This window comes from Pseudomonas sp. NY15463, assembly GCF_048068415.1.
Classification (GTDB): Bacteria; Pseudomonadota; Gammaproteobacteria; order Pseudomonadales; family Pseudomonadaceae; genus Aquipseudomonas; species Aquipseudomonas mosselii_C.
Window position 1 is genome coordinate 221,492 of the sequence record NZ_JBLUQD010000007.1, and the last position, 20,294, is coordinate 241,785.

At 63.6% G+C, this 20,294-nt stretch carries 22 protein-coding genes; 19 read left to right on the forward strand and 3 right to left on the reverse strand.

The window, feature by feature from the left end; all coding sequences use genetic code 11:
• The first annotated feature begins 64 nt into the window (after positions 1-64).
• Positions 65-595 (forward strand): RNA polymerase factor sigma-70, encoded by a 531-nt coding sequence (locus ACNFIC_RS18875; RefSeq protein WP_138220220.1) that lies wholly within the window; start codon positions 65-67, stop codon positions 593-595.
• Between the two features lie 112 nt (positions 596-707).
• Here ACNFIC_RS18875 and ACNFIC_RS18880 read toward each other — a convergent pair whose 3' ends face one another.
• The gene (locus tag ACNFIC_RS18880) at positions 708-1,721 is read right to left on the reverse strand and encodes a GNAT family N-acetyltransferase (protein ID WP_138220221.1); all 1,014 of its coding nucleotides are present in this window, start codon (positions 1,719-1,721) and stop codon (positions 708-710) included.
• Between the two features lie 65 nt (positions 1,722-1,786).
• Positions 1,787-2,563 carry a substrate-binding periplasmic protein gene (locus tag ACNFIC_RS18885; RefSeq protein WP_138220320.1) on the reverse strand — a complete coding sequence of 259 codons (777 nt, stop codon included), beginning with the start codon at positions 2,561-2,563 and terminating at the stop codon, positions 1,787-1,789.
• A 201-nt stretch (positions 2,564-2,764) separates the two neighbouring features.
• Between ACNFIC_RS18885 and ACNFIC_RS18890 the strand changes: the two genes are divergently transcribed.
• Both ACNFIC_RS18890 and ACNFIC_RS18895 read left to right on the forward strand, forming a co-directional pair.
• Positions 2,765-3,316 carry an exonuclease domain-containing protein gene (locus ACNFIC_RS18890; protein ID WP_138220222.1) on the forward strand — a complete coding sequence of 184 codons (552 nt, stop codon included), beginning with the start codon at positions 2,765-2,767 and terminating at the stop codon, positions 3,314-3,316.
• Positions 3,317-3,388: 72 nt separating this feature from the next.
• A complete protein-coding gene (locus ACNFIC_RS18895; protein ID WP_138220223.1) occupies positions 3,389-3,673 on the forward strand; it encodes a pyrimidine/purine nucleoside phosphorylase in 285 nt (94 codons plus the stop codon).
• 199 nt (positions 3,674-3,872) lie between these two features.
• Here ACNFIC_RS18895 and ACNFIC_RS18900 read toward each other — a convergent pair whose 3' ends face one another.
• Entirely contained in the window at positions 3,873-4,565 is a 693-nt protein-coding gene (locus ACNFIC_RS18900; protein WP_138220224.1) for an alpha/beta family hydrolase, read from the reverse strand.
• 49 nt (positions 4,566-4,614) lie between these two features.
• On the opposite strand from ACNFIC_RS18900, the gene ccoN (ACNFIC_RS18905) reads away from it, so the two are divergent.
• The 16 genes from ccoN (ACNFIC_RS18905) (at position 4,615) to ACNFIC_RS18980 (ending at position 20,210) form a co-directional block, all read left to right on the forward strand.
• Positions 4,615-6,039: a cytochrome-c oxidase, cbb3-type subunit I gene (ccoN, locus tag ACNFIC_RS18905; protein ID WP_138220225.1), complete on the forward strand. Its 1,425-nt coding sequence runs from the start codon at positions 4,615-4,617 to the stop codon at positions 6,037-6,039.
• A 12-nt stretch (positions 6,040-6,051) separates the two neighbouring features.
• Positions 6,052-6,660, forward strand: coding sequence for a cytochrome-c oxidase, cbb3-type subunit II (ccoO, locus tag ACNFIC_RS18910; protein ID WP_138220226.1), 609 nt, complete (start codon positions 6,052-6,054; stop codon positions 6,658-6,660).
• Positions 6,661-6,665: 5 nt separating this feature from the next.
• The gene (locus ACNFIC_RS18915) at positions 6,666-6,857 is read left to right on the forward strand and encodes a cbb3-type cytochrome oxidase subunit 3 (RefSeq protein ID WP_138220227.1); all 192 of its coding nucleotides are present in this window, start codon (positions 6,666-6,668) and stop codon (positions 6,855-6,857) included.
• The gene (ccoP, locus tag ACNFIC_RS18920) at positions 6,854-7,795 is read left to right on the forward strand and encodes a cytochrome-c oxidase, cbb3-type subunit III (protein WP_138220228.1); all 942 of its coding nucleotides are present in this window, start codon (positions 6,854-6,856) and stop codon (positions 7,793-7,795) included. The genes ACNFIC_RS18915 and ccoP (ACNFIC_RS18920) overlap by 4 nt, the downstream gene beginning before the upstream one ends.
• 397 nt (positions 7,796-8,192) lie before the next feature.
• The gene (ccoN, locus tag ACNFIC_RS18925) at positions 8,193-9,635 is read left to right on the forward strand and encodes a cytochrome-c oxidase, cbb3-type subunit I (RefSeq protein ID WP_138220229.1); all 1,443 of its coding nucleotides are present in this window, start codon (positions 8,193-8,195) and stop codon (positions 9,633-9,635) included.
• Positions 9,635-10,243 (forward strand): cytochrome-c oxidase, cbb3-type subunit II, encoded by a 609-nt coding sequence (ccoO, locus tag ACNFIC_RS18930; RefSeq protein WP_138220230.1) that lies wholly within the window; start codon positions 9,635-9,637, stop codon positions 10,241-10,243. The genes ccoN (ACNFIC_RS18925) and ccoO (ACNFIC_RS18930) overlap by 1 nt, the downstream gene beginning before the upstream one ends.
• A 5-nt stretch (positions 10,244-10,248) precedes the next feature.
• Positions 10,249-10,443, forward strand: coding sequence for a cbb3-type cytochrome oxidase subunit 3 (locus ACNFIC_RS18935; RefSeq protein WP_138220231.1), 195 nt, complete (start codon positions 10,249-10,251; stop codon positions 10,441-10,443).
• Positions 10,440-11,420, forward strand: coding sequence for a cytochrome-c oxidase, cbb3-type subunit III (ccoP, locus tag ACNFIC_RS18940; protein ID WP_138220232.1), 981 nt, complete (start codon positions 10,440-10,442; stop codon positions 11,418-11,420). The genes ACNFIC_RS18935 and ccoP (ACNFIC_RS18940) overlap by 4 nt, the downstream gene beginning before the upstream one ends.
• Positions 11,421-11,740: 320 nt before the next feature.
• Positions 11,741-13,156: a cytochrome c oxidase accessory protein CcoG gene (ccoG, locus tag ACNFIC_RS18945; protein ID WP_416781620.1), complete on the forward strand. Its 1,416-nt coding sequence runs from the start codon at positions 11,741-11,743 to the stop codon at positions 13,154-13,156.
• Positions 13,157-13,173: 17 nt separating this feature from the next.
• On the forward strand, positions 13,174-13,701 hold the full coding sequence (locus ACNFIC_RS18950; RefSeq protein WP_138220234.1) for a FixH family protein: 528 nt from the start codon (positions 13,174-13,176) through the stop codon (positions 13,699-13,701).
• Positions 13,702-13,804: 103 nt separating this feature from the next.
• Complete coding sequence (locus tag ACNFIC_RS18955; RefSeq protein ID WP_416781621.1) at positions 13,805-16,276, forward strand: heavy metal translocating P-type ATPase; 2,472 nt, start codon at positions 13,805-13,807, stop codon at positions 16,274-16,276.
• Positions 16,258-16,470: a cbb3-type cytochrome oxidase assembly protein CcoS gene (gene ccoS, locus ACNFIC_RS18960; RefSeq protein WP_138220236.1), complete on the forward strand. Its 213-nt coding sequence runs from the start codon at positions 16,258-16,260 to the stop codon at positions 16,468-16,470. Before ACNFIC_RS18955 ends, ccoS begins: the two co-directional genes overlap by 19 nt.
• A complete protein-coding gene (locus ACNFIC_RS18965; protein WP_138220237.1) occupies positions 16,463-17,146 on the forward strand; it encodes a sulfite exporter TauE/SafE family protein in 684 nt (227 codons plus the stop codon). Before ccoS ends, ACNFIC_RS18965 begins: the two co-directional genes overlap by 8 nt.
• A 158-nt stretch (positions 17,147-17,304) precedes the next feature.
• Positions 17,305-18,687 carry an oxygen-independent coproporphyrinogen III oxidase gene (gene hemN / locus ACNFIC_RS18970; protein WP_138220238.1) on the forward strand — a complete coding sequence of 461 codons (1,383 nt, stop codon included), beginning with the start codon at positions 17,305-17,307 and terminating at the stop codon, positions 18,685-18,687.
• Between the two features lie 186 nt (positions 18,688-18,873).
• On the forward strand, positions 18,874-19,608 hold the full coding sequence (gene fnrA / locus ACNFIC_RS18975; protein ID WP_138220239.1) for a Crp/Fnr family transcriptional regulator FnrA: 735 nt from the start codon (positions 18,874-18,876) through the stop codon (positions 19,606-19,608).
• A 53-nt stretch (positions 19,609-19,661) separates the two neighbouring features.
• Positions 19,662-20,210, forward strand: coding sequence for an adenine phosphoribosyltransferase (locus ACNFIC_RS18980; protein WP_038705708.1), 549 nt, complete (start codon positions 19,662-19,664; stop codon positions 20,208-20,210).
• The last annotated feature ends 84 nt before the right edge of the window (positions 20,211-20,294 follow it).

Below are 20,294 nucleotides of genomic sequence, written 5' to 3' on the forward strand. Positions count from 1 at the left end.
ACGTCGCAGGCAGCCTTCCTCCGGGACGCGCTCCCTTTCTTCTCCGAGACCAGGTGAAATTTCCATGGCGGAACAACTGACCACAAGTAAGTGCGATTCACCATTGCTCCAGGCCTTCGTCGACAATCGCAGCATTCTGGTGAAGATCGCCGCGCGCATCACGGGCTGCCGCTCCCGCGCCGAGGACGTAGTGCAGGATGCGTTCTTCCGGCTCAGCGGCGCCCCGCAGATCACGTCCTCGTTCAAGGCCCAGCTCAGCTACCTGTTCCAGATCGTGCGTAACCTGGCCATCGATCACTACCGCAAGCAGGCCATGGAGTTGAAGTACTCCGGCAGCGAGGAGGAAGGTTTGAACGTGGTCATCCAGAACGCGTCGCCGGAAGCCACGCATATCAACCTGGCCACCCTCGAAGGCATTGCCGAGGCCCTCAACGAACTGCCCCAGCGCACCCGCTACGCCTTCGAGATGTACCGCCTGCATGGCGTGCCGCAGAAGGATATCGCCAAGGAACTGGGGGTCTCGCCCACGCTGGTCAACTTCATGATCCGCGATGCGCTGATTCACTGCCGCAAGAGCAGCCTCAGAAGCAGCTGAAAGCTGCGAGCTGCAAGCTGCAAGCTGCAAGCTGCAAGAAGAAGCCGAACGCCGACCTGCTCTTTTCTTGCAGCTTGAAGCTTGAGCCGCAGGCGGCTTGCAGCTCAAGCCGCTAGGCCAGCCCGCAACGATCGAAAAAGCGCTCGCGCCCCAGAATCATCAGCGCCGCACGCTTGTGCGGAAAATCGAACTCTTTCTCGCAGTGGAAGCACTGGTCCTGCATGTAGCCGATCATCCTGGCATTGTCGGCGCGCGGCTCGGCCACCACGCGCTGGGTGCGCGGATCGTCGAGGAACAGATAGTGCACCAGCGCCGACATCCAGCTGGCAACCTTGTGCGGACCACGGTGCGCCTGCTCACCCACCAACATATGGATGCCACGGTCGTAGTCGTCGGCCGGGTAGAACGGCGCGATGCGATCTTCCTTGGCCCAGTACGCCTCGAAGTAGGCGAACGGCTCGTCGTCGAAGCAGCCGATCAGGGTCAGCGTATGCGGGTCGGCTTCAAGCTTGTCGAGGTATTCGCGATGCTGCGCCAGACTCCCGGTCTCCTGCCAGAACTGCGCCACCCGCGGATTGTTCTGCCAGCGATTGAAACGCTCCAGGTCTTGCTCGATCTCCAGCGTACGCAGCGACACCCAGGCCCCCAGACGTGCGTCGAAACGCCGGTACACCTCACCACGCGGCTTGGGCGCTCGGCGCGGATGGCGCTTGCCATCACGGATCTGCAAATGCTGCGGGTAGGCACCACTTGGCGTCTCGCCCAGCCACGGCTGGGGCAACTGCCAGAACATCGCACGCTCGCACAGGTACTGTCCGGGCTCGTCAGCGGGCACCAGCAGGCCGCTGGCCAGTGCACCCAGCACCGGTTGCGGCATGTGCCAGGCCAGGCGCTGACAGGCCGCGTCACGCGACAGCAACCAGTAGCAAGCGGCCCACAGCGCCTGCTCCGGCTGCTCGGCGCAGAGCTGCTCAAGGTGCACAGCCAATGGCTCGGCCGCTACCAGGCGGACCGTGATCAACGGGCGACCCTCCAGGGTCAGGCTCAGGCGGCAACCGCCCTCATCAGCCTGCAAACTGCGCCAGCGGGGCGTGTAATGGGGCGGCGAAGCGACATCGAACGGCATGCTCAGTGCTCACGAAATGAAAAAGAAATGGCTCACTTCGCAATACGTGACCGGCACCGCGGAATTTAGTCGCGCGGTGCCTGGACCGTGATCTGATAGGGCTGGAAGATACGCACCAGCTCGCCACCTTCGCGCAACTGGCGCATCAGTGCGGCAAAAGCCTCGGCGCTGATCGGTGCCCCAGGACGCAGCAACGCGTAATGGTGATAGACCTGGTCGACCCGTGCCGAGGCCATCAACTGTGGTGCGCTGCCAGGGTTACGCTTGAGAAAGTCGCTCAGGTACGAGCGAGTGACCAGCGCGATATCGGCACGACCACGCTCGACCATGTTCAGGTTGCTGTCGTGGGAATAGGTAAGCGTCGCCCGGTAACGCTTCCTGAGGTAGGCAGGGTCGGGATTGAACTCGGCGAAGGCGTAATGGTAGCCGTTGAACAACGCCAGGCGCTTGCCGTCCAGGTCGTCGAAATAGTGCTGGTCGCGCCCGGGCTGGGGGCGTGCGACGAACACCTCGGCATCCTCAAGGCCCATGTCCACCGCCCGGTGCGGGATCTGCTGCCACCCCCACAGGGGATTCTCGAAGATCGCCATGTCGGTGCGCCCCTGCTGAAAATCGCCGAACCGGCGCGGAATGGAGGTGGGCACCAGGGTGAAATGGTATTGCGACTGGATCTGGTTGAGGGCCTCGGCCAACTGCGGCAACAAGCCGGTATCGGCGCCCTGCTCGGGTCGCACCGTGTAGGGTGGGAAGTGCGCCGCGCCGATCTTCACTTCGACCGCGGCCTGCGCCCCTGGCATGATCGTGGCCACCAAGACGGTCAACAGCAAGGAGGGCGACAGCATAGCGCTGGACAGTGGGCTCAAGACAAGACACTCATCACGGGTAATAGCCTGGGTACGCTTAAGCTAGGCGTTTTCCCACGGTCGCACAACCGACGGATATGCCAAAGTGCCATGGGATGCCGCACGCCGCGACATTGGCTACGCTCTACGGGCTGCGCGGTCGAGCAACCGCACACCCGGTATTTTGAGAGGGAGCCTGGCATGGGCCACTGGTTGGTGATCGACCTGGAAGCCACCACCGATGACGGCGGCTGGCCAGTCGCGGAGATGGAAATCATAGAAATCGGCGCAAGCCTGGTCACCCGCGAAGGCCGTGAGGTCGACCATTTCCAGCGCTTCGTTCGGCCCCGCTTGCGGCCGCAATTGACGCCGTTCTGCCGGGAGCTGACGCACATCAGCCAGGCCTGTGTCGACAGCGCAGAGCCGTTCACCGAGGTCTGGACGCAGTTCGAGCGCTGGCTGGAGCACCACCAGGCGCAATTGCAGGCCTGGGTCAGCTGGGGCGACTACGACCGCCAGCAGTTGCTGCAGGAGTGGCAGCGGCATCATAGGCGCAGCCTGCTGGAACAACTGCGCCACATCAATCTCAAGCAGCGCTTCGCCAAGGCCCGTCACCTGCCACGCCCCACCGGCCTGAACAGCGCCCTGCACCTAGCCGGTCTGCAGTTTAGCGGCCAGCAGCACCGGGCCTTGGAAGATGCGCGCAACACCGCGCGCCTGCTGCCTTTCAGCCTGCCGCCGGGGAGCACCTGAAACAGATGACGCAGGGGTTGGCCTTGGGCATACTGGCCAGCCTTTTTTCCAGCCTTTTTTCAGGAGTCGCGCATGTTCAAGGTCAACGAATACTTCGATGGCACGGTCAAGTCGATCGCTTTCAACAGCCCGGAAGGTCCGGCCACGGTCGGCGTCATGGCCCCGGGCGAATACGAGTTCGGCACCGCCAAGCGCGAGATCATGCACGTGGTATCCGGTGCCCTGACCGTCAAGCTGCCGGGTAGCGACAACTGGGAAACCTTCAACGCCGGCAGCAAGTTCAACGTCGCCGCCGACAGCAAGTTCCAGCTCAAGGTCGCCGTAGACACCGCCTACCTGTGCGAGTACCGCGACTAAGCGTTCCCCTGCACCGGCCCCTTCGCGGGCAAGTCGGGGCGCCGAACCGCCGCTCCCACAGGGTACGCGGCACGCTTGCGAAATCAGCTCTCTGCGCGACAGCGCAGCCCAAAGGGCTGGGTAATCCCTACAGGTGCACCGCTGTTTCATGACCTGCGGTGCTCCTGTGGGAGCGGGCTTGCCCGCGAAGAAGCGCACATCAGTTCAACAAGAACCCCGCCACCTTCTGCGCAGCCGCCTGCAAGTGCTGCTCATGGCTGAACCCCGACGCCTTAAGCGGTTTCAAGTCATGGTCCCCCGCCACCAGCCAGCTGATCTCTATCGCCGGCGCTAACGCATACCCCTCCACCGCCTGCCGATTGCCCAGGGCATCCCGCTCGCCTTGCACGATCAACGTCGGCGTTCGCAAATCCGCCAGATGCTCGACCCGGGGCTTCTCCGGCTTACCTGCGGCATAGAACGGATACCCCAGGCACACCAGTGCATCGGCCCCCAGTTCGTCCGCCAACAAACTGGCCATGCGCCCGCCCATGGACTTGCCCCCCATCGCCAACCTGCCCGCGACCAATGGTCGCACCTGGGCAAAGACCTCGCGCCAGGTATGCAGCAACACCTGCTGCACATTCGGCGGGCGCTTGCCGCCGTCAAGCCTGCGCTGGGCCATGTAGGGAAACTCGAAGCGAACCACCCCAACCCCAAGCGCTGCGAGCTTTTGCGCCATGTCCTGCATGAACTCGCTGTCCATCGGCGCGCCCGCGCCATGCGCCAGGATCAGGCATGCGCCATCCCCCTGCGCTGCGTCGACTCGAGGCCGATCGCAGCGCAAGCCTGGGATATTTCCGATCTTGGCCCATTGATCCCCGTCAATACCGGCACATTGCCCATTAATCATGCTTGCCTCGCTGTATAGCCTGCCAATAACCGTGGATGGGAACCCATACATGAACACAACCAGCAGTACCGCCTACAACTACAAGGTGGTCCGCCAATTCGCCATCATGACGGTGGTGTGGGGCATCGTCGGGATGGGGCTCGGCGTCTTCATCGCCGCCCAGCTCGCCTGGCCCTCACTGAACTTCGACCTGCCGTGGACCAGCTTCGGCCGTCTGCGCCCCCTGCACACCAACGCCGTGATCTTCGCCTTCGGTGGCTGTGCCCTGTTCGCCACCTCTTATTATTCGGTGCAACGCACCTGCCAGACCACCCTGTTCGCACCGGGCCTGGCCGCGTTCACGTTCTGGGGCTGGCAACTGGTGATCCTGCTCGCAGCCATCACCCTGCCGCTGGGCTACACCAGTTCCAAGGAATACGCCGAACTCGAATGGCCGATTGACATCCTGATCACCATCGTCTGGGTGGCCTACGCGGTGGTGTTCTTCGGCACGCTGATCAAGCGCACCACTAAGCATATCTACGTAGGCAACTGGTTCTTCGGCGGCTTCATCCTGACCGTGGCACTGTTGCACATCGTCAACAACCTCGAGCTGCCGGTCAGCCTGACCAAGTCGTACTCGGTCTACGCCGGCGCCACCGATGCCATGGTGCAGTGGTGGTACGGGCATAACGCGGTGGGCTTCTTCCTGACTGCGGGCTTCCTGGGGATGATGTACTACTACGTGCCCAAGCAGGCCGAGCGTCCGGTGTACTCCTATCGCCTGTCGATCGTGCACTTCTGGGCGCTGATCACCCTGTACATCTGGGCAGGTCCTCACCACCTGCACTACACCGCCCTGCCCGACTGGGCCCAGTCGCTGGGCATGGTGATGTCGCTGATCCTCCTGGCACCGAGCTGGGGCGGCATGATCAACGGCATGATGACCCTCTCGGGCGCCTGGCATAAGCTGCGCAGCGACCCGATCCTGCGTTTCTTGGTGGTCTCGCTGGCGTTCTACGGCATGTCCACCTTCGAAGGCCCGATGATGGCCATCAAGACCGTCAACGCCCTCTCCCACTACACCGACTGGACCATCGGCCACGTGCATGCCGGCGCCCTCGGCTGGGTGGCGATGATCTCCATCGGCGCCCTGTACCACACCATTCCGAAAGTGTTCGGCAAGGAGCGCATGTACAGCCTGGGGCTGATCAACGCGCACTTCTGGCTGGCCACCATCGGTACCGTGCTGTACATCGCCTCGATGTGGGTCAACGGCATCGCCCAGGGCCTGATGTGGCGCGCGGTCAACAGCGACGGCACGCTCACCTACTCGTTCGTGGAGACCCTGGTGGCCAGCCACCCAGGCTTCGTGGTGCGCTTCGTCGGCGGTGCGATCTTCCTCAGCGGGATGTTCCTGATGGCCTGGAATACCTGGCGCACCGTGCGTTCGCCGGCACTCGAAGCCACCCCCGCGAACGCCCAGCTGGCTTGAGGAGACTGCCCGATGAAACATGAAGTCATTGAGAAAAACGTCGGCCTGCTGGCCCTGCTGATGGTGTTCGCCGTGAGCATCGGCGGGCTGACGCAGATCGTCCCGCTGTTCTTCCAGGACGTCACCAACAAGCCGGTCGAAGGCATGAAGCCCTACACCGCGCTGCAACTGGAAGGCCGCGACATCTACATCCGCGAAGGCTGCGTGGGCTGCCACTCGCAGATGATCCGCCCGTTCCGTGCCGAAACCGAGCGCTACGGCCACTACTCGGTGGCTGGCGAGAGCGTCTGGGACCATCCGTTCCTGTGGGGCTCCAAGCGTACCGGCCCGGACCTAGCCCGGGTCGGTGGACGCTACTCCGACGACTGGCACCGCGCGCACCTGTACAACCCGCGCAACGTAGTGCCTGAGTCGAAGATGCCGGCCTACCCGTGGCTGGTCGCAGCGGCAGTGGACAACAGCCACACCGACACCAAGATGCGCACCCTGCGCACCCTCGGCGTGCCTTACACCGACGACGACATCGCCGGTGCCCGCGACGCGGTCAAGGGCAAGACCGAGATGGACGCTTTGGTGGCGTACCTGCAGGTGCTCGGCACCGCCATCAAGAACAAACGGTGAACGGCATGGAAATGGATATCGGCATGATCCGTGGCCTGGGCACCCTGGTGGTGATGATCGCCTTCATCGGCCTCTCGCTCTGGGTCTTCAACCGTCGCCGCGACCGTGATTTCGCCGAAGCGCGCCTGCTGCCCTTCGACGACGACCGCCTGCCCCCGAGCGGGCAGGAACCTGCCATTAGGAGTAACGGGCAATGACCACCTTCTGGAGTACGTACATCAGCGTACTGACCCTCGGCAGCCTGATCGGCCTGACCTGGCTGCTGCTTGGCACCCGCAAGGGCCAGAGCAGCAACACCACCGACCAGACCATGGGCCATAGCTTCGACGGCATCGAGGAGTACGACAACCCACTGCCTAAATGGTGGTTCTGGCTGTTCGTCGGCACCCTGGCGTTCGGCGTTGGCTACCTGATTCTCTATCCGGGCCTGGGCAACTGGAAAGGCATCCTGCCTGGCTACGAGAACGGCTGGACCCAGGTCAACGAATGGCAGCGCGAAATGGACAAGGCCGACGCCAAGTTCGGACCGATCTTCGCCAAGTACGCGGCCATGCCGGTCGAAGAAGTGGCCAAGGATCCTCAGGCGCTGAAGATGGGTAGCCGGCTGTTCGCCTCGAACTGTTCGGTGTGCCACGGCTCCGATGCCAAGGGCGCCTACGGCTTCCCGAACCTGACCGACAAGGACTGGCGCTGGGGTGGCGAGCCCGAGACCATCAAGGCCAGCATCATGAACGGCCGTCATGGCGTGATGCCGGGTTGGGCCACGGTGATCGGTGAACAGGGCGTGGCGGATGTGGCCGCGTTCGTGCTGACCGGCCTCGATGGCCGTAGCCTGCCCGAAGGCGCCAAGGCCGACCCAGCCAAGGGCAAGGAGATCTTCGCCAGCAACTGCGTGGCCTGCCACGGCCCCGAAGGCAAGGGCACCCCAGCGATGGGCGCGCCTAACCTGACGCACCCGCAGGCGTTCATCTACGGTTCGAGCTTCGCCCAGTTGCAGCAGACCATCCGCTATGGTCGCCAGGGGCAGATGCCGGCCCAGGCCGAGATCCAAGGCAATGACAAGGTGCACCTGCTGGCAGCGTACGTGTACAGCTTGTCGCAGGATCAGACGCCCGAAACCGTGACAGCCAAGTAACACCCTCCAGGGGGCGGTGGCGCCAGCCAACGCCGAACCGCCCCCGATTGGGCCCAGAAGCAGCCCGCGCACTACCCCCCTCCCTTGCACCCCCTCCGAACACAACTAAGCTTGTTGCCACAGCGGCTGCGCTATGTCGAGCGCGCGGCCACATGGCGCACAGCCTGACGCCATGCACAAAAAAAGCTTGACCAAACGATCAGAAAAAGACGAAAAACGGTACACATAACAAATATTTATTTGTGTACAATCGTTCAGCCCAATGCGCCCGAGACGGGGTTGTAGAGGGCCTGGACACGGGTCGGCGCAGTATTGCGTGCGTTGTCGTAACCCCAGAGGTTATCGATACTGCGCCGATTTCAACCAACAAGAATGACCCAAACCGTGGAACCTTAGCATGAGCACAGCAATCAGCCCGACTGCTTATAACTATAAGGTCGTCCGCCAGTTCGCCATCATGACGGTGGTCTGGGGGATCCTTGGCATGGGGCTCGGCGTCTTCATCGCCTCGCAACTGGTCTGGCCCCAGCTCAACCTGGACCTGCCCTGGACGAGCTTCGGTCGCCTGCGCCCGCTGCACACCAACCTGGTGATCTTCGCCTTCGGTGGCTGCGCCCTGTTCGGCACCAGCTACTACGTGGTGCAGCGCACCTGCCAGACACGCTTGATCTCCGACGGTATGGCCGCCTTCACCTTCTGGGGCTGGCAGGCGGTGATCCTCGGCGCGCTGATCACCTTGCCGATGGGCTACACCACCACCAAGGAATACGCCGAACTCGAATGGCCGCTGGCGATTCTGCTGGCCATCGTCTGGATCACCTATGGCCTGGTGTTCTTCGGCACCATCGTCAAGCGCAAGACCAAGCACATCTATGTCGGTAACTGGTTCTACGGCGCCTTCATCGTGGTCACCGCGATGCTGCACATCGTCAATCACATGTCGCTGCCGGTCAGCCTGTTCAAGTCCTATTCGGCCTATTCCGGCGCCACCGACGCGATGATCCAGTGGTGGTACGGCCACAACGCCGTGGGCTTCTTCCTGACCACGGGCTTCCTGGGGATGATGTACTACTTCGTACCCAAGCAGGCCGAGCGGCCAATCTACTCCTATCGCCTGTCGATCGTGCATTTCTGGGCGTTGATCACACTGTACATCTGGGCAGGCCCCCACCACCTGCACTACACCGCCCTGCCCGACTGGGCCCAGTCGCTGGGCATGGTGATGTCGATCATCCTCCTGGCCCCCAGCTGGGGAGGCATGATCAACGGCATGATGACCCTCTCGGGTGCCTGGCATAAGTTGCGCACCGACCCGATCCTGCGCTTTTTGGTGGTGTCGCTGGCGTTCTACGGCATGTCCACCTTCGAAGGCCCGATGATGGCCATCAAGACGGTCAACTCGCTGTCGCATTACACCGACTGGACCATCGGCCACGTGCATGCCGGCGCCCTCGGCTGGGTGGCGATGATCTCGATCGGCGCGGTGTACCACATGATCCCGAAACTCTATGGCCGCGAGCAGATGCACAGCATCGGCCTGATCAACGCGCACTTCTGGCTGGCGACCATCGGCACCGTGCTGTACATCGCCTCGATGTGGGTCAATGGCATCACCCAGGGCCTGATGTGGCGCGCCATCAACGACGACGGCACCCTTACCTACTCGTTCGTCGAAGCGCTGCAAGCCAGCCATCCGGGCTACATCGTTCGCGCCCTGGGCGGCGCGTTCTTCGCTTCGGGCATGCTGCTGATGGCCTACAACGTGCTGCGCACGGTGCGCGCCGCTAACCCGGCAGAGGCTGAGCAAGCCGCCAAGATCGTCGTCGTGGGAGCGCACTGATGAAGCATGAAGCCGTCGAAAAGAACATTGGCCTGCTGGCTTTCTTCATGGTCATCGCGGTGAGCGTGGGTGGCCTGACGCAGATCGTCCCGCTGTTCTTCCAGGACGTCACCAACAAACCGGTCGAGGGCATGAAGCCACGCACCGCGCTGGAGGTGGAAGGCCGCGACATCTACATCCGCGAAGGTTGCGTGGGCTGCCACTCGCAGATGATCCGCCCGTTCCGTGCCGAAACCGAGCGCTACGGCCACTACTCGGTGGCTGGCGAGAGCGTCTGGGACCATCCGTTCCTGTGGGGCTCCAAGCGTACCGGCCCTGACCTGGCCCGGGTCGGTGGACGCTACTCCGACGACTGGCACCGCGCGCACCTGTACAACCCGCGCAACGTGGTGCCTGAGTCGAAGATGCCGGCCTACCCGTGGCTGGTCGAGAACACCCTCGATGGCAAGGACACTGCCAAGAAGCTCGAAGTGCTGCGCACCCTCGGCACGCCCTACACCGACGAAGACATCGCCGGAGCGCGTGACGCGGTCAAGGGCAAGACCGAAATGGACGCCCTGGTGGCGTACCTGCAAGGCCTTGGCACCATCATCAAGAGCAAACGGTGACGTCGATGGATATCGGGATGATTCGCGGCCTGGGCACCGTGGTGGTGCTGGTGGCTTTCGTGGGCCTGGCGCTGTGGGTGTTCAGCCCACGGCGCAAGCAGGACTTCGATGAGGCGACGCAACTGCCGTTCGCGGACGACCCCGAGGCCATCCGCCACGTCGAGCACGCGAAAAACGCTTCTGGGAGCAAACAACAATGACAACCTTCTGGAGTCTGTACGTCACCGTACTCACCCTGGGCACGATCTTCTCGCTGACCTGGCTGCTGCTGTCGACCCGCAGGGGCCAGCGCGAGGAGATCACCGAGCAGACCGTGGGCCACGCCTTCGACGGCATCGAGGAATACGACAACCCACTGCCCAAGTGGTGGTTCTGGCTGTTCGTCGGCACCATCGTATTTGCCTTGGGCTACCTGGTGCTTTACCCCGGCCTGGGTAACTGGAAAGGCGTGCTGCCGGGCTATAGCTACCTGGACAACGACAAGCAGACCGAGTTTTCCAACGGCCAGTCGGGCTGGACCGGCGTGCATGAATGGGAAAAGGAAATGGCCAAGGCCGATGCCCGCTTCGGGCCGATCTTCGCCAAGTTCGCGGCCATGCCCCTGGAGGAGGTGGCCAAGGACCCGCAGGCTCTGAAAATGGGCGCACGGCTGTTTGCCTCCAACTGCTCGGTGTGCCACGGCTCCGACGCCAAGGGCGCCTATGGATTCCCCAATCTCACCGACAACGACTGGCGTTGGGGCGGCGAGCCAGAAACCATCAAGACCACCATCATGGGTGGGCGTCACGGTGTAATGCCGGCGTGGGGCACAGTGATCGGCGAGCAGGGTGTGGCAGATGTGGCTGCTTTCGTATTGACCAACCTGGATGGGCGCAAACTGCCCGAAAATGCCAAGGCCGACCCGGTCAAAGGCCAGCAGATCTTCGCCACCAACTGCGTGGCCTGCCACGGACCTGAAGGCAAGGGCACCCCGGCCATGGGCGCGCCGAACCTGACGCACCCGCAAGCGTTCATCTACGGTTCCAGCTTCGCCCAGTTGCAGCAGACCATCCGCTATGGCCGTCAAGGCCAGATGCCGGCGCAGGAGCAACTGCAAGGCAACGACAAGGTGCACCTGCTGGCAGCCTATGTGTACAGCCTGTCGCATCAGCCGGAGGCGGCTGAGAAAACCGAGTAAGTAGGCCTGGCCTTTTCGCGGGCAAGCCCGCTCCCACAGGGATCGCACAGATCCCTAGGCAATCGGAAAACTTGTGGGAGCGGGCTTGCCCGCGAAGAGGCCGGCGCAGGTACCGCCTATCTCGAGGTCAGATGACCTGGATCAATTGACACTCGCTATATCACGATTCATACCACCAACCCAACGCGACTAAGTGTCGCAGCAAGGCCCCACCACGCTATCACCGGCGTATCATGGGTCACAGAGCGCCAGCAGCACGCGCCAGACCACGGCCGGCAAGCACTGGCCGCGGCGTTTCTCCACTGCCGTGGGACTTGATGATGAGCAAGCATATTCCGGTACATGACGTCACCCCGCCTGCCAGCAAAGGGAAGGATTCCGTCGACCTCTACGCCTCGCGCGAAAAAATCTATACCCGTGCCTTTACCGGCCTGTTCCGCCGCCTGCGGATGGTCGGCGGCGCGCTACTGTTTTTGCTGTACTTCGGCACCGTATGGTTGAACTGGGGCGGCCGCCAGGCCGTCTGGTGGGACCTGCCGGAGCGCAAGTTCTATATCTTCGGCGCCACCATCTGGCCGCAGGACTTCATCCTGCTGTCAGGCATCCTGATCGTCGCCGCCTTCGGCCTGTTCTTCATCACCGTGTATGCCGGCCGGGTGTGGTGCGGCTACACCTGCCCGCAAAGCGTCTGGACCTGGGTGTTCATGTGGTGCGAGAAAGTCACCGAGGGTGATCGCAACCAACGCATGAAGCTGGACAAGGCGCCGATGAGTGCCAACAAGTTCCTGCGCAAGCTCGCCAAGCACAGCCTGTGGCTACTGATCGGCTTCGTCACCGGCATGACCTTCGTCGGCTACTTCACCCCGGTGCGCGAGCTGATCATCGAGTTTTTCACCGGCCAGTCCGACGGCTGGGCCTACTTCTGGGTCGGCTTCTTCACCCTGGCCACCTATGGCAACGCCGGCTGGCTGCGCGAGCAGGTGTGCGTGTACATGTGCCCGTACGCACGTTTCCAGAGCGTGATGTTCGACAAGGATACCCTGATCGTCTCCTACGACCCGCGTCGCGGCGAGACCCGCGGGCCGCGCAAGAAAGACACCGACTACAAGGCCAAGGGCCTGGGCGACTGCATCGACTGTACGATGTGCGTGCAGGTCTGCCCGACCGGCATCGACATCCGCGACGGCCTACAGATCGAGTGCATCGGCTGCGCCGCGTGCATCGACGCCTGCGACAGCATCATGGACAAGATGAATTACCCCAAAGGCCTGATCAGCTACACCACCGAGCACAACCTGTCCGGCCAGAAGACCCACATGCTGCGCCCGCGCCTGATCGGCTACGCCCTGGTCCTGCTGGTGATGATCGGCGCCCTGGCCACGGCATTCGCGACCCGCTCGCTGGTCGGCTTCGACGTAGCCAAGGACCGCGTGCTGTACCGCGAAAACGCCCAGGGGCGGATCGAGAACGTCTACAGCCTGAAAGTCATGAACAAGGACCAGCGTGACCACGTCTATGTGCTCGACGCCGCTGGCCTGCCCGACCTCAAGCTTGAAGGCCAACGCGAAATCCATGTGAGCGCCGGCGACATCGTCAGCCTGCCGGTGCAGCTGTCGGTGGCCCCGGAAAAGCTGCCCTCGACCACCAACGAAATCACCTTCATCCTCAAGGACGCCGATGACGGCGCCAGCCAGGTCGAAGCCAAGAGCCGCTTCATCGGCCCACAGATCCGCTGACAGAGAGAATCGAACGCATGCCAGCCACCGCCGCCAGCCCTTGGTACAAGCACCTCTGGCCCTGGATCATCATCGGCATCCTGACCACCTCGGTATGCCTGAGCCTGACCATGGTCAGCATTGCCGTGCGCAACCCGGACAACCTGGTCAACGATAACTATTACGAGGCGGGCAAGGGCATCAACCGCTCGTTGGACCGCGAGCTACTGGCCCAGACCCTCAACCTCAAGGCCAGCATCCACCTCGACGAGCTGACCGGCGAGGTGGACGTGCGCCTGAGCGGCAACAGCAACCCGCAAACCCTCGAACTGAACCTGATTTCGCCGACCCAGCCGGACCGCGACCGTAAGGTGCAACTGGCACGCAGCGAACCGGGCCGCTATGTCGGTCAGTTGGAGGACAAGGTCGAAGGGCGGCGTTTCGTCGAGTTGCTGGGCAGCCAGGATGAACATGTGTGGCGGTTGTTCGAGGAAGAAAAGGTCGAGCATGGCGTAGCCTTGCAGCTGGGCGACGAGGCGCTACAAGGTGCCGAGCACCAGCAATGATTCGCGACACATGGCCGCTCGGGCATTCCTGTAAGAGCGGCCTTGTGCCGCGAAAGGGGTGCAAAGCACCCCCGGCAATCCCAAGCCAAAAGACAGACTCAAGATGACCCAACCCACCCCCTGCTACCACTGCGCCCTGCCCGTACCCAACGGCAGCCGCTTCACCACCGTGGTCCTCGACCAGCCGCGGGCCTTCTGCTGCCCAGGCTGCCGGGCGGTGGCAGAATCCATCGTCGCAGGCGGCCTTGAGCACTACTACCAGCACCGCAGCGACAGCAGCGCCAACCCCGAAACCCTGCCTCGGCAACTGCAAGACGAACTGGCGCTGTTCGACCGCGACGACGTGCAGCGCAACTTCGTGCGCCACGCAGGCGAACTGGCCGAAGCCACCCTGTTGGTCGAAGGCATCAGTTGCGCTGCCTGCGGCTGGCTGATCGAAAAGCACCTGCGCAGCCTGCCTGGGGTCAGCGAAGCACGTCTGAACCTGTCCAACCACCGCCTGCTGGTCAGTTGGTCGGACGCGGCGCTACCGCTCTCGACATTACTCGCCGAATTGCGCCATATCGGCTATGCCGCCCACCCCTATCAACCCGACCAGGCCGCCGAACGACTGGCCCAGGAAAACCGTAGCGCACTGCGCCGTCTCGGCGTGGCTGGGCTGCTGTGGTTCCAGGCCATGATGGCAACCATGGCCACCTGGCCGGAATTCAACATCGACCTGTCGCCTGAACTGCACGCCATCCTGCGCTGGGTCGCACTGTTTCTCACCATCCCCATCGTGTTCTACAGCTGCGCGCCGTTCTTCAAGGGCGCTGCCCGCGACCTGCGCACCCGCCACCTGACCATGGACGTATCAGTGTCGCTGGCCATCAGCCTGGCTTTCGGCGCGGGCATCTGGACCGCCATCAGCGGTAGCGGCGAGCTGTATTTCGACACCGTGGGCATGTTCGCGCTGTTCCTGCTCACCGGCCGCTACCTCGAACGTCGCGCCCGCGAGCGTACGGCGGCCGCCACCGCACAGTTGGTCAACCTGCTGCCGGCCTCATGCCTGCGGCTGGGCGTCGACGGCCAGGCCGAACGTATCCTGCTGGGCGAACTGCAACCCGGCGACCATGTGCAGGTGCTGCCTGGCGCGGTGATCCCAGCGGACGGGCGCATCGTCGACGGGCGCTCCAGCATCGACGAGTCGCTGCTCACTGGCGAGTACCTGCCGCAACCCCGGCGCCAGGGCGACCCTGTCACAGGTGGCACCCTCAACGTCGAAAGCGCCCTCACCGTCGAGGTCCAGGCGGTAGGCCAGGACTCACGCCTGTCGGCCATCGTGCGGCTGCTGGAGCGTGCCCAGTCGGAAAAACCCCGACTGGCCGAAATCGCCGACCGTGCCTCGCAATGGTTCCTGCTGTTCACCCTGCTGGCTGCTGTGGCCATCGGCCTGGTTTGGTGGCAACTGGATGCCGGGCGGGCGTTCTGGATCGTCCTGGCGATGTTGGTGGCCACCTGCCCTTGCGCGCTGTCGCTGGCCACCCCGACGGCTCTGACCGCCGCCACCGGTACATTGCACAAGCTCGGCCTGCTGGTGACCCGCGGCCATGTGCTGGAAGGCCTGAACCAAATCGACACGGTGATTTTCGACAAGACCGGCACACTCACCGAGGGCCGCCTGGCGCTGCGCAGCATCCGCCCGCTCGGGCCGCGCGACGCCGACCAGTGCCTGGCCCTGGCCGCCGCCCTGGAAAACCAATCCGAGCACCCCATCGCCCGCGCGTTCGGCCGCGCCACGCGCACAGCGGACGCCGTCAACGCCGTGCCAGGGCTGGGCCTTGAAGGCGAACTGGACGGCCAGCGCCTGCGCATCGGCCAAGCCACCTTCGTCTGTGCGCTGAGCGGCGCCGAAGTCCCTGGCGTGCCCGAACCCCGCGGCCAATGGCTGCTGCTGGGCGATCGCCAAGGACCACTGGCCTGGTTCGGCCTGGACGACCGCCTGCGCGACACCGCCGCCGACCTGGTGTCTGCCTGCAAGGCCCGCGGCTGGCAGACCCTGCTGCTGTCCGGCGACAGCTCGCCGATGGTCGGCGAAGTGGCCGCGCAACTGGGTATCGACCAGGCCGTCGGCGGGCTGCGCCCGGACGACAAGCTGGCGTGCTTGAAGCAGTTGCAAGCGGCAGGACGCAAAGTTCTGATGCTCGGCGACGGGGTCAACGACGTGCCGGTGCTGGCGGCTGCCGACATCAGCATCGCCATGGGCAGCGCCACGGACCTTGCCAAGACCAGTGCCGACGCGGTGCTGCTGTCGAACAACCTGCACGCGCTGGTGCAGGCCTTCAGCCTCGCCCGGCGTACGCGCCGCAACATCGTCGAGAACCTGCTCTGGGCGACCCTGTACAATGGCCTCATGTTGCCGTTCGCCGCACTGGGCTGGGTCACGCCAGCGTGGGCTGCGGTCGGCATGTCGCTCAGCTCGCTGATCGTCGTGCTCAATGCGCTGCGCCTGACCCGCCAACCCAGCGCGCTGACCCCACCGCCCCCCGCGTCCGTCGCGCTGGGAAGGAAGACCCTATGCCCGCCCTCTACGTGATGATTCCCGCCGCCCTGCTGCTGGTCGGCGTTGCCGTGTACATCTTTTTCTGGGCGGTGGACAGCGGCCAGTACGACGACCTAGAAGGCCCGGCCCACAGCATCCTGTTCGACGACCAGGATCCACGCCATCAGGCCGCCGCCAGGCCCGAGGCACAAGCGCCCGAAGACAAGGACCCGAGCCCGCGTGCCTGACCTGATTCCCCTGCTAGGCTCGGCGCTGGTGCTTGGCCTGCTCGGTGGCGGCCATTGCCTGGGAATGTGCGGCGGCCTGATGGGCGCCCTGACCCTGGCCATCCCCCCCGAACAACGCGGCCGCCGCCTGCGCCTGCTGCTGGCCTACAACCTGGGGCGCGTGCTTAGCTACGCGATTGCCGGCCTGCTGCTGGGTCTGGCTGGCGTGGCCTTGGCCAGTAGCCCGCTGGCGACCGGGCTACGGGTGATCGCTGCACTGCTGCTGATTGCCATGGGCCTATACCTGGCCGGCTGGTGGAGCGGGCTGACGCGTGTCGAGGCACTGGGCCGTGGCCTGTGGCGCCATGTACAACCTCTGGCCACGCGGCTGTTGCCAGTGTCCAGCCTGCCGCGCGCCTTGCTGCTCGGCGCTCTGTGGGGCTGGCTGCCATGCGGGCTGGTATACAGCACCCTGCTATGGGCTGCGAGCCAGGGGGATGCACTGCACAGTGCGGCGCTGATGCTGGCGTTCGGCGTGGGCACCTGGCCGGTGCTGCTGGCCACGGGGCTGGCGGCGCAGCAGGTAGGTAAGCTGCTGCGCAATCGCGGGATACGCACGGCTGGCGGGCTGCTGGTGATCCTGTTCGGGCTGTGGACACTGCCCGGCCCCCATCAGCATTGGTTGATGGGGCATTGAAGCAGCGGCGAGCTGCAAGAGAGAGCGGGAGGGGTGTACCGAACTTGCTTCTTCTTGCAGCTTGAAGCTCGCCGCTTGCAGCTTGATACAAATCAACATACAAACTTACAACCCCCCCTAGACTCCGGGCACTGCAGTGCTATCCGGGGATTACCCACATGCTCGACGACCTACGCTGGGACGCCGCCCTGATCCGTCGCTATGACCTGGCCGGGCCTCGCTACACCTCTTACCCGACCGCCATGCAGCTGCATGCCGAAGTGGGTTCGTTCGACCTGCTCCACGCCCTGCGCGAGAGCCGCCGTGCCGTGCGCCCGCTGTCGCTATACCTGCATGTGCCGTTCTGCGCCAACATTTGCTACTACTGCGCGTGCAACAAGGTCATTACCAAGGACCGCGCTCGCGCCGCACCCTACCTGCAACGCCTGGAACAGGAGATCCAACTGATCGCCTGCCACCTGGACCCCAGGCAGAAAGTCGAGCAACTGCACTTCGGCGGCGGTACGCCGACCTTCCTCAGCCACGTTGAACTGCGCCAACTCATGGCCAGCCTGCGCCAGCATTTCAACCTACTGGACGATGACTCCGGCGACTACGGCATCGAGCTGGACCCACGCGAGGCCGACTGGTCGACCATGGGCCTGCTGCGCGAACTGGGCTTCAACCGGGTCAGCCTCGGCGTGCAGGACCTGGACCCAGCCGTGCAGCGCGCTGTCAATCGCCTGCAAAGCCTGGAGCAGACCCGTACGCTGATCGAGGCCGCGCGCACGCTGCAATTTCGCTCGGTCAACCTCGACCTGATCTACGGCCTGCCGCGCCAGACCCCGGAAGGCTTCGCGCGTACCGTCGAGGAAGTGATCCGCCTGCAACCCGACCGCCTGTCGGTGTTCAACTACGCCCATCTGCCTGAGCGCTTCATGCCCCAGCGGCGCATCGATACCAGCGAGCTACCTACCCCTTCAGCCAAGCTCGACATGCTCCAGGCCACCATCGAGCAACTGACCGCCGCCGGCTACCGCTACATCGGCATGGACCACTTCGCCCTGCCCGATGACGAGCTGGCGATTGCCCAGGAAGAAGGCACCTTACAGCGCAACTTCCAGGGCTACACCACCCACGGCCATTGCGACCTGATCGGCCTGGGAGTATCGGCAATCAGCCAGATCGGCGACTTGTACTGCCAGAACAGCAGTGACCTGAACACTTACCAGAACGCCCTCTCCGACGCCCAGCTGGCGACTCAGCGTGGCCTGTTGTGCAACCCGGACGACCGCGTGCGCCGGGCAGTGATCCAACAGCTCATCTGCCATTTCGAGCTGGATTTCGACGCGATCGAGCGAGCCTTCGTGATCGACTTTCGCGGCTATTTCAACGATCAGTGGCCGGAACTGCTGGCCATGCAGCGCGATGGCCTGATCAGTCTCGACGCCAAGGGTATTCGCGTACTGCCCGCCGGGCGCCTGTTGGTGCGTTCGGTGTGCATGGTCTTCGACGCTTATCTCGCACAACAGAACCGCCAGCGGTTCTCGCGGGTCATTTGAGGCGCGCAATACGATTTAGCGCATGGACGGCCAGCCTTGTCAGGCACACTATGGACAGTGAGAGAGCCCCGGCGCAGGCGCGTCGGGGCAGCGCCAGCACGCACCAAGAATGCACACGCTGGCCTACAGCCCTCGCCGTGGGTTACCCTTACGACTTATGTGTGCTTTCCCACAAGGATCGAAGAAATGTCCGAGCCAGTAAAACTGCGCCCACACAACCAGGCCCACTGCAAGGATTGCAGCCTGGCCCCCCTGTGCCTGCCCCTGTCGCTCAACCTCGAGGACATGGACGCACTGGATGAAATCGTCAAGCGCGGACGCCCGCTGAAAAAAGGCGAGTTCCTGTTCCGCCAGGGTGACAATTTCGGCTCGGTCTACGCGGTACGTTCCGGCGCACTCAAGACCTTCAGCCTGAGTGACGGCGGCGAGGAGCAGATCACCGGCTTCCATCTGCCCAGTGAGCTGGTCGGCCTGTCAGGCATGGACACCGAGGCCTATCCGGTGTCGGCCCAGGCTCAGGAAACCACCTCGGTGTGCGAAATCCCCTTCGAGCGCCTGGACGAGCTGTCGGTGCAACTGCCGCAGCTGCGTCGACAGTTGATGCGGGTGATGAGCCGCGAGATCCGCGACGATCAGCAGATGATGCTGCTGCTGTCCAAGAAAACTGCCGACGAGCGCATCGCCACCTTCCTGGTCAACCTCTCGGCGCGCTTCCGCGCCCGTGGCTACTCGGCCAACCAGTTCCGCCTGAGCATGTCGCGCAACGAGATCGGCAACTACTTGGGCCTGGCGGTGGAAACCGTGTCGCGGGTGTTCACGCGCTTTCAGCAGAACGGTCTGATCAAGGCCGAAGGCAAAGAGATCCACATCCTCGATCCGATCCAGCTGTGCGCGCTGGCCGGTGGTGCGATGGAATCCTGACCGCGGCGTTAACAGGGTATACTGCGGCCTTGGTTTTTCCAGGATACCGCCCCATGCACAGCGACACCTTCGACCTCAAAGCCCTGATCCGCCCGGTGGTAGATTTCCCCAAGCCGGGCGTGATCTTTCGCGATATCACCCCGCTGTTCCAGTCGCCGCGCGGGCTGCGCTACGTAGCCGACCAGTTCATCGAACGGTACGTCGAAGCCGAGTTCAGCCACATCGGCGCCATGGACGCGCGAGGCTTTTTGATCGGCTCGATCATCGCCCACCAGTTGAACAAGCCGCTGATCCTGTTCCGCAAACAGGGCAAGCTGCCGGCTGATGTGTTGTCGGAGGGCTACCAGACCGAGTACGGCGAGGCATTCCTTGAGGTGCATGCCGACAGCCTGTGCGACGGCGACTCGGTACTGATCTTCGATGATCTGATCGCCACCGGCGGCACACTGCTGGCGGCGGCTAACCTGGTGCGTCGCACCGGCGCCCAGGTGTTCGAAGCTGCGGCGATCATCGATCTGCCAGAGCTGGAAGGCTCGCGCCGCCTGCAAGCGGCAGGAGTACCGACGTTCTGCCTGACCGAGTTCTCGCTGAGCGAATATTGAAGGCAGCTATAAGCTGCAAGCTGCAAGCTGCAAGCTAACAGCAGGTTGGCGCAGAACCGCTTTTACTTGCAGCTCGCAGCTTGC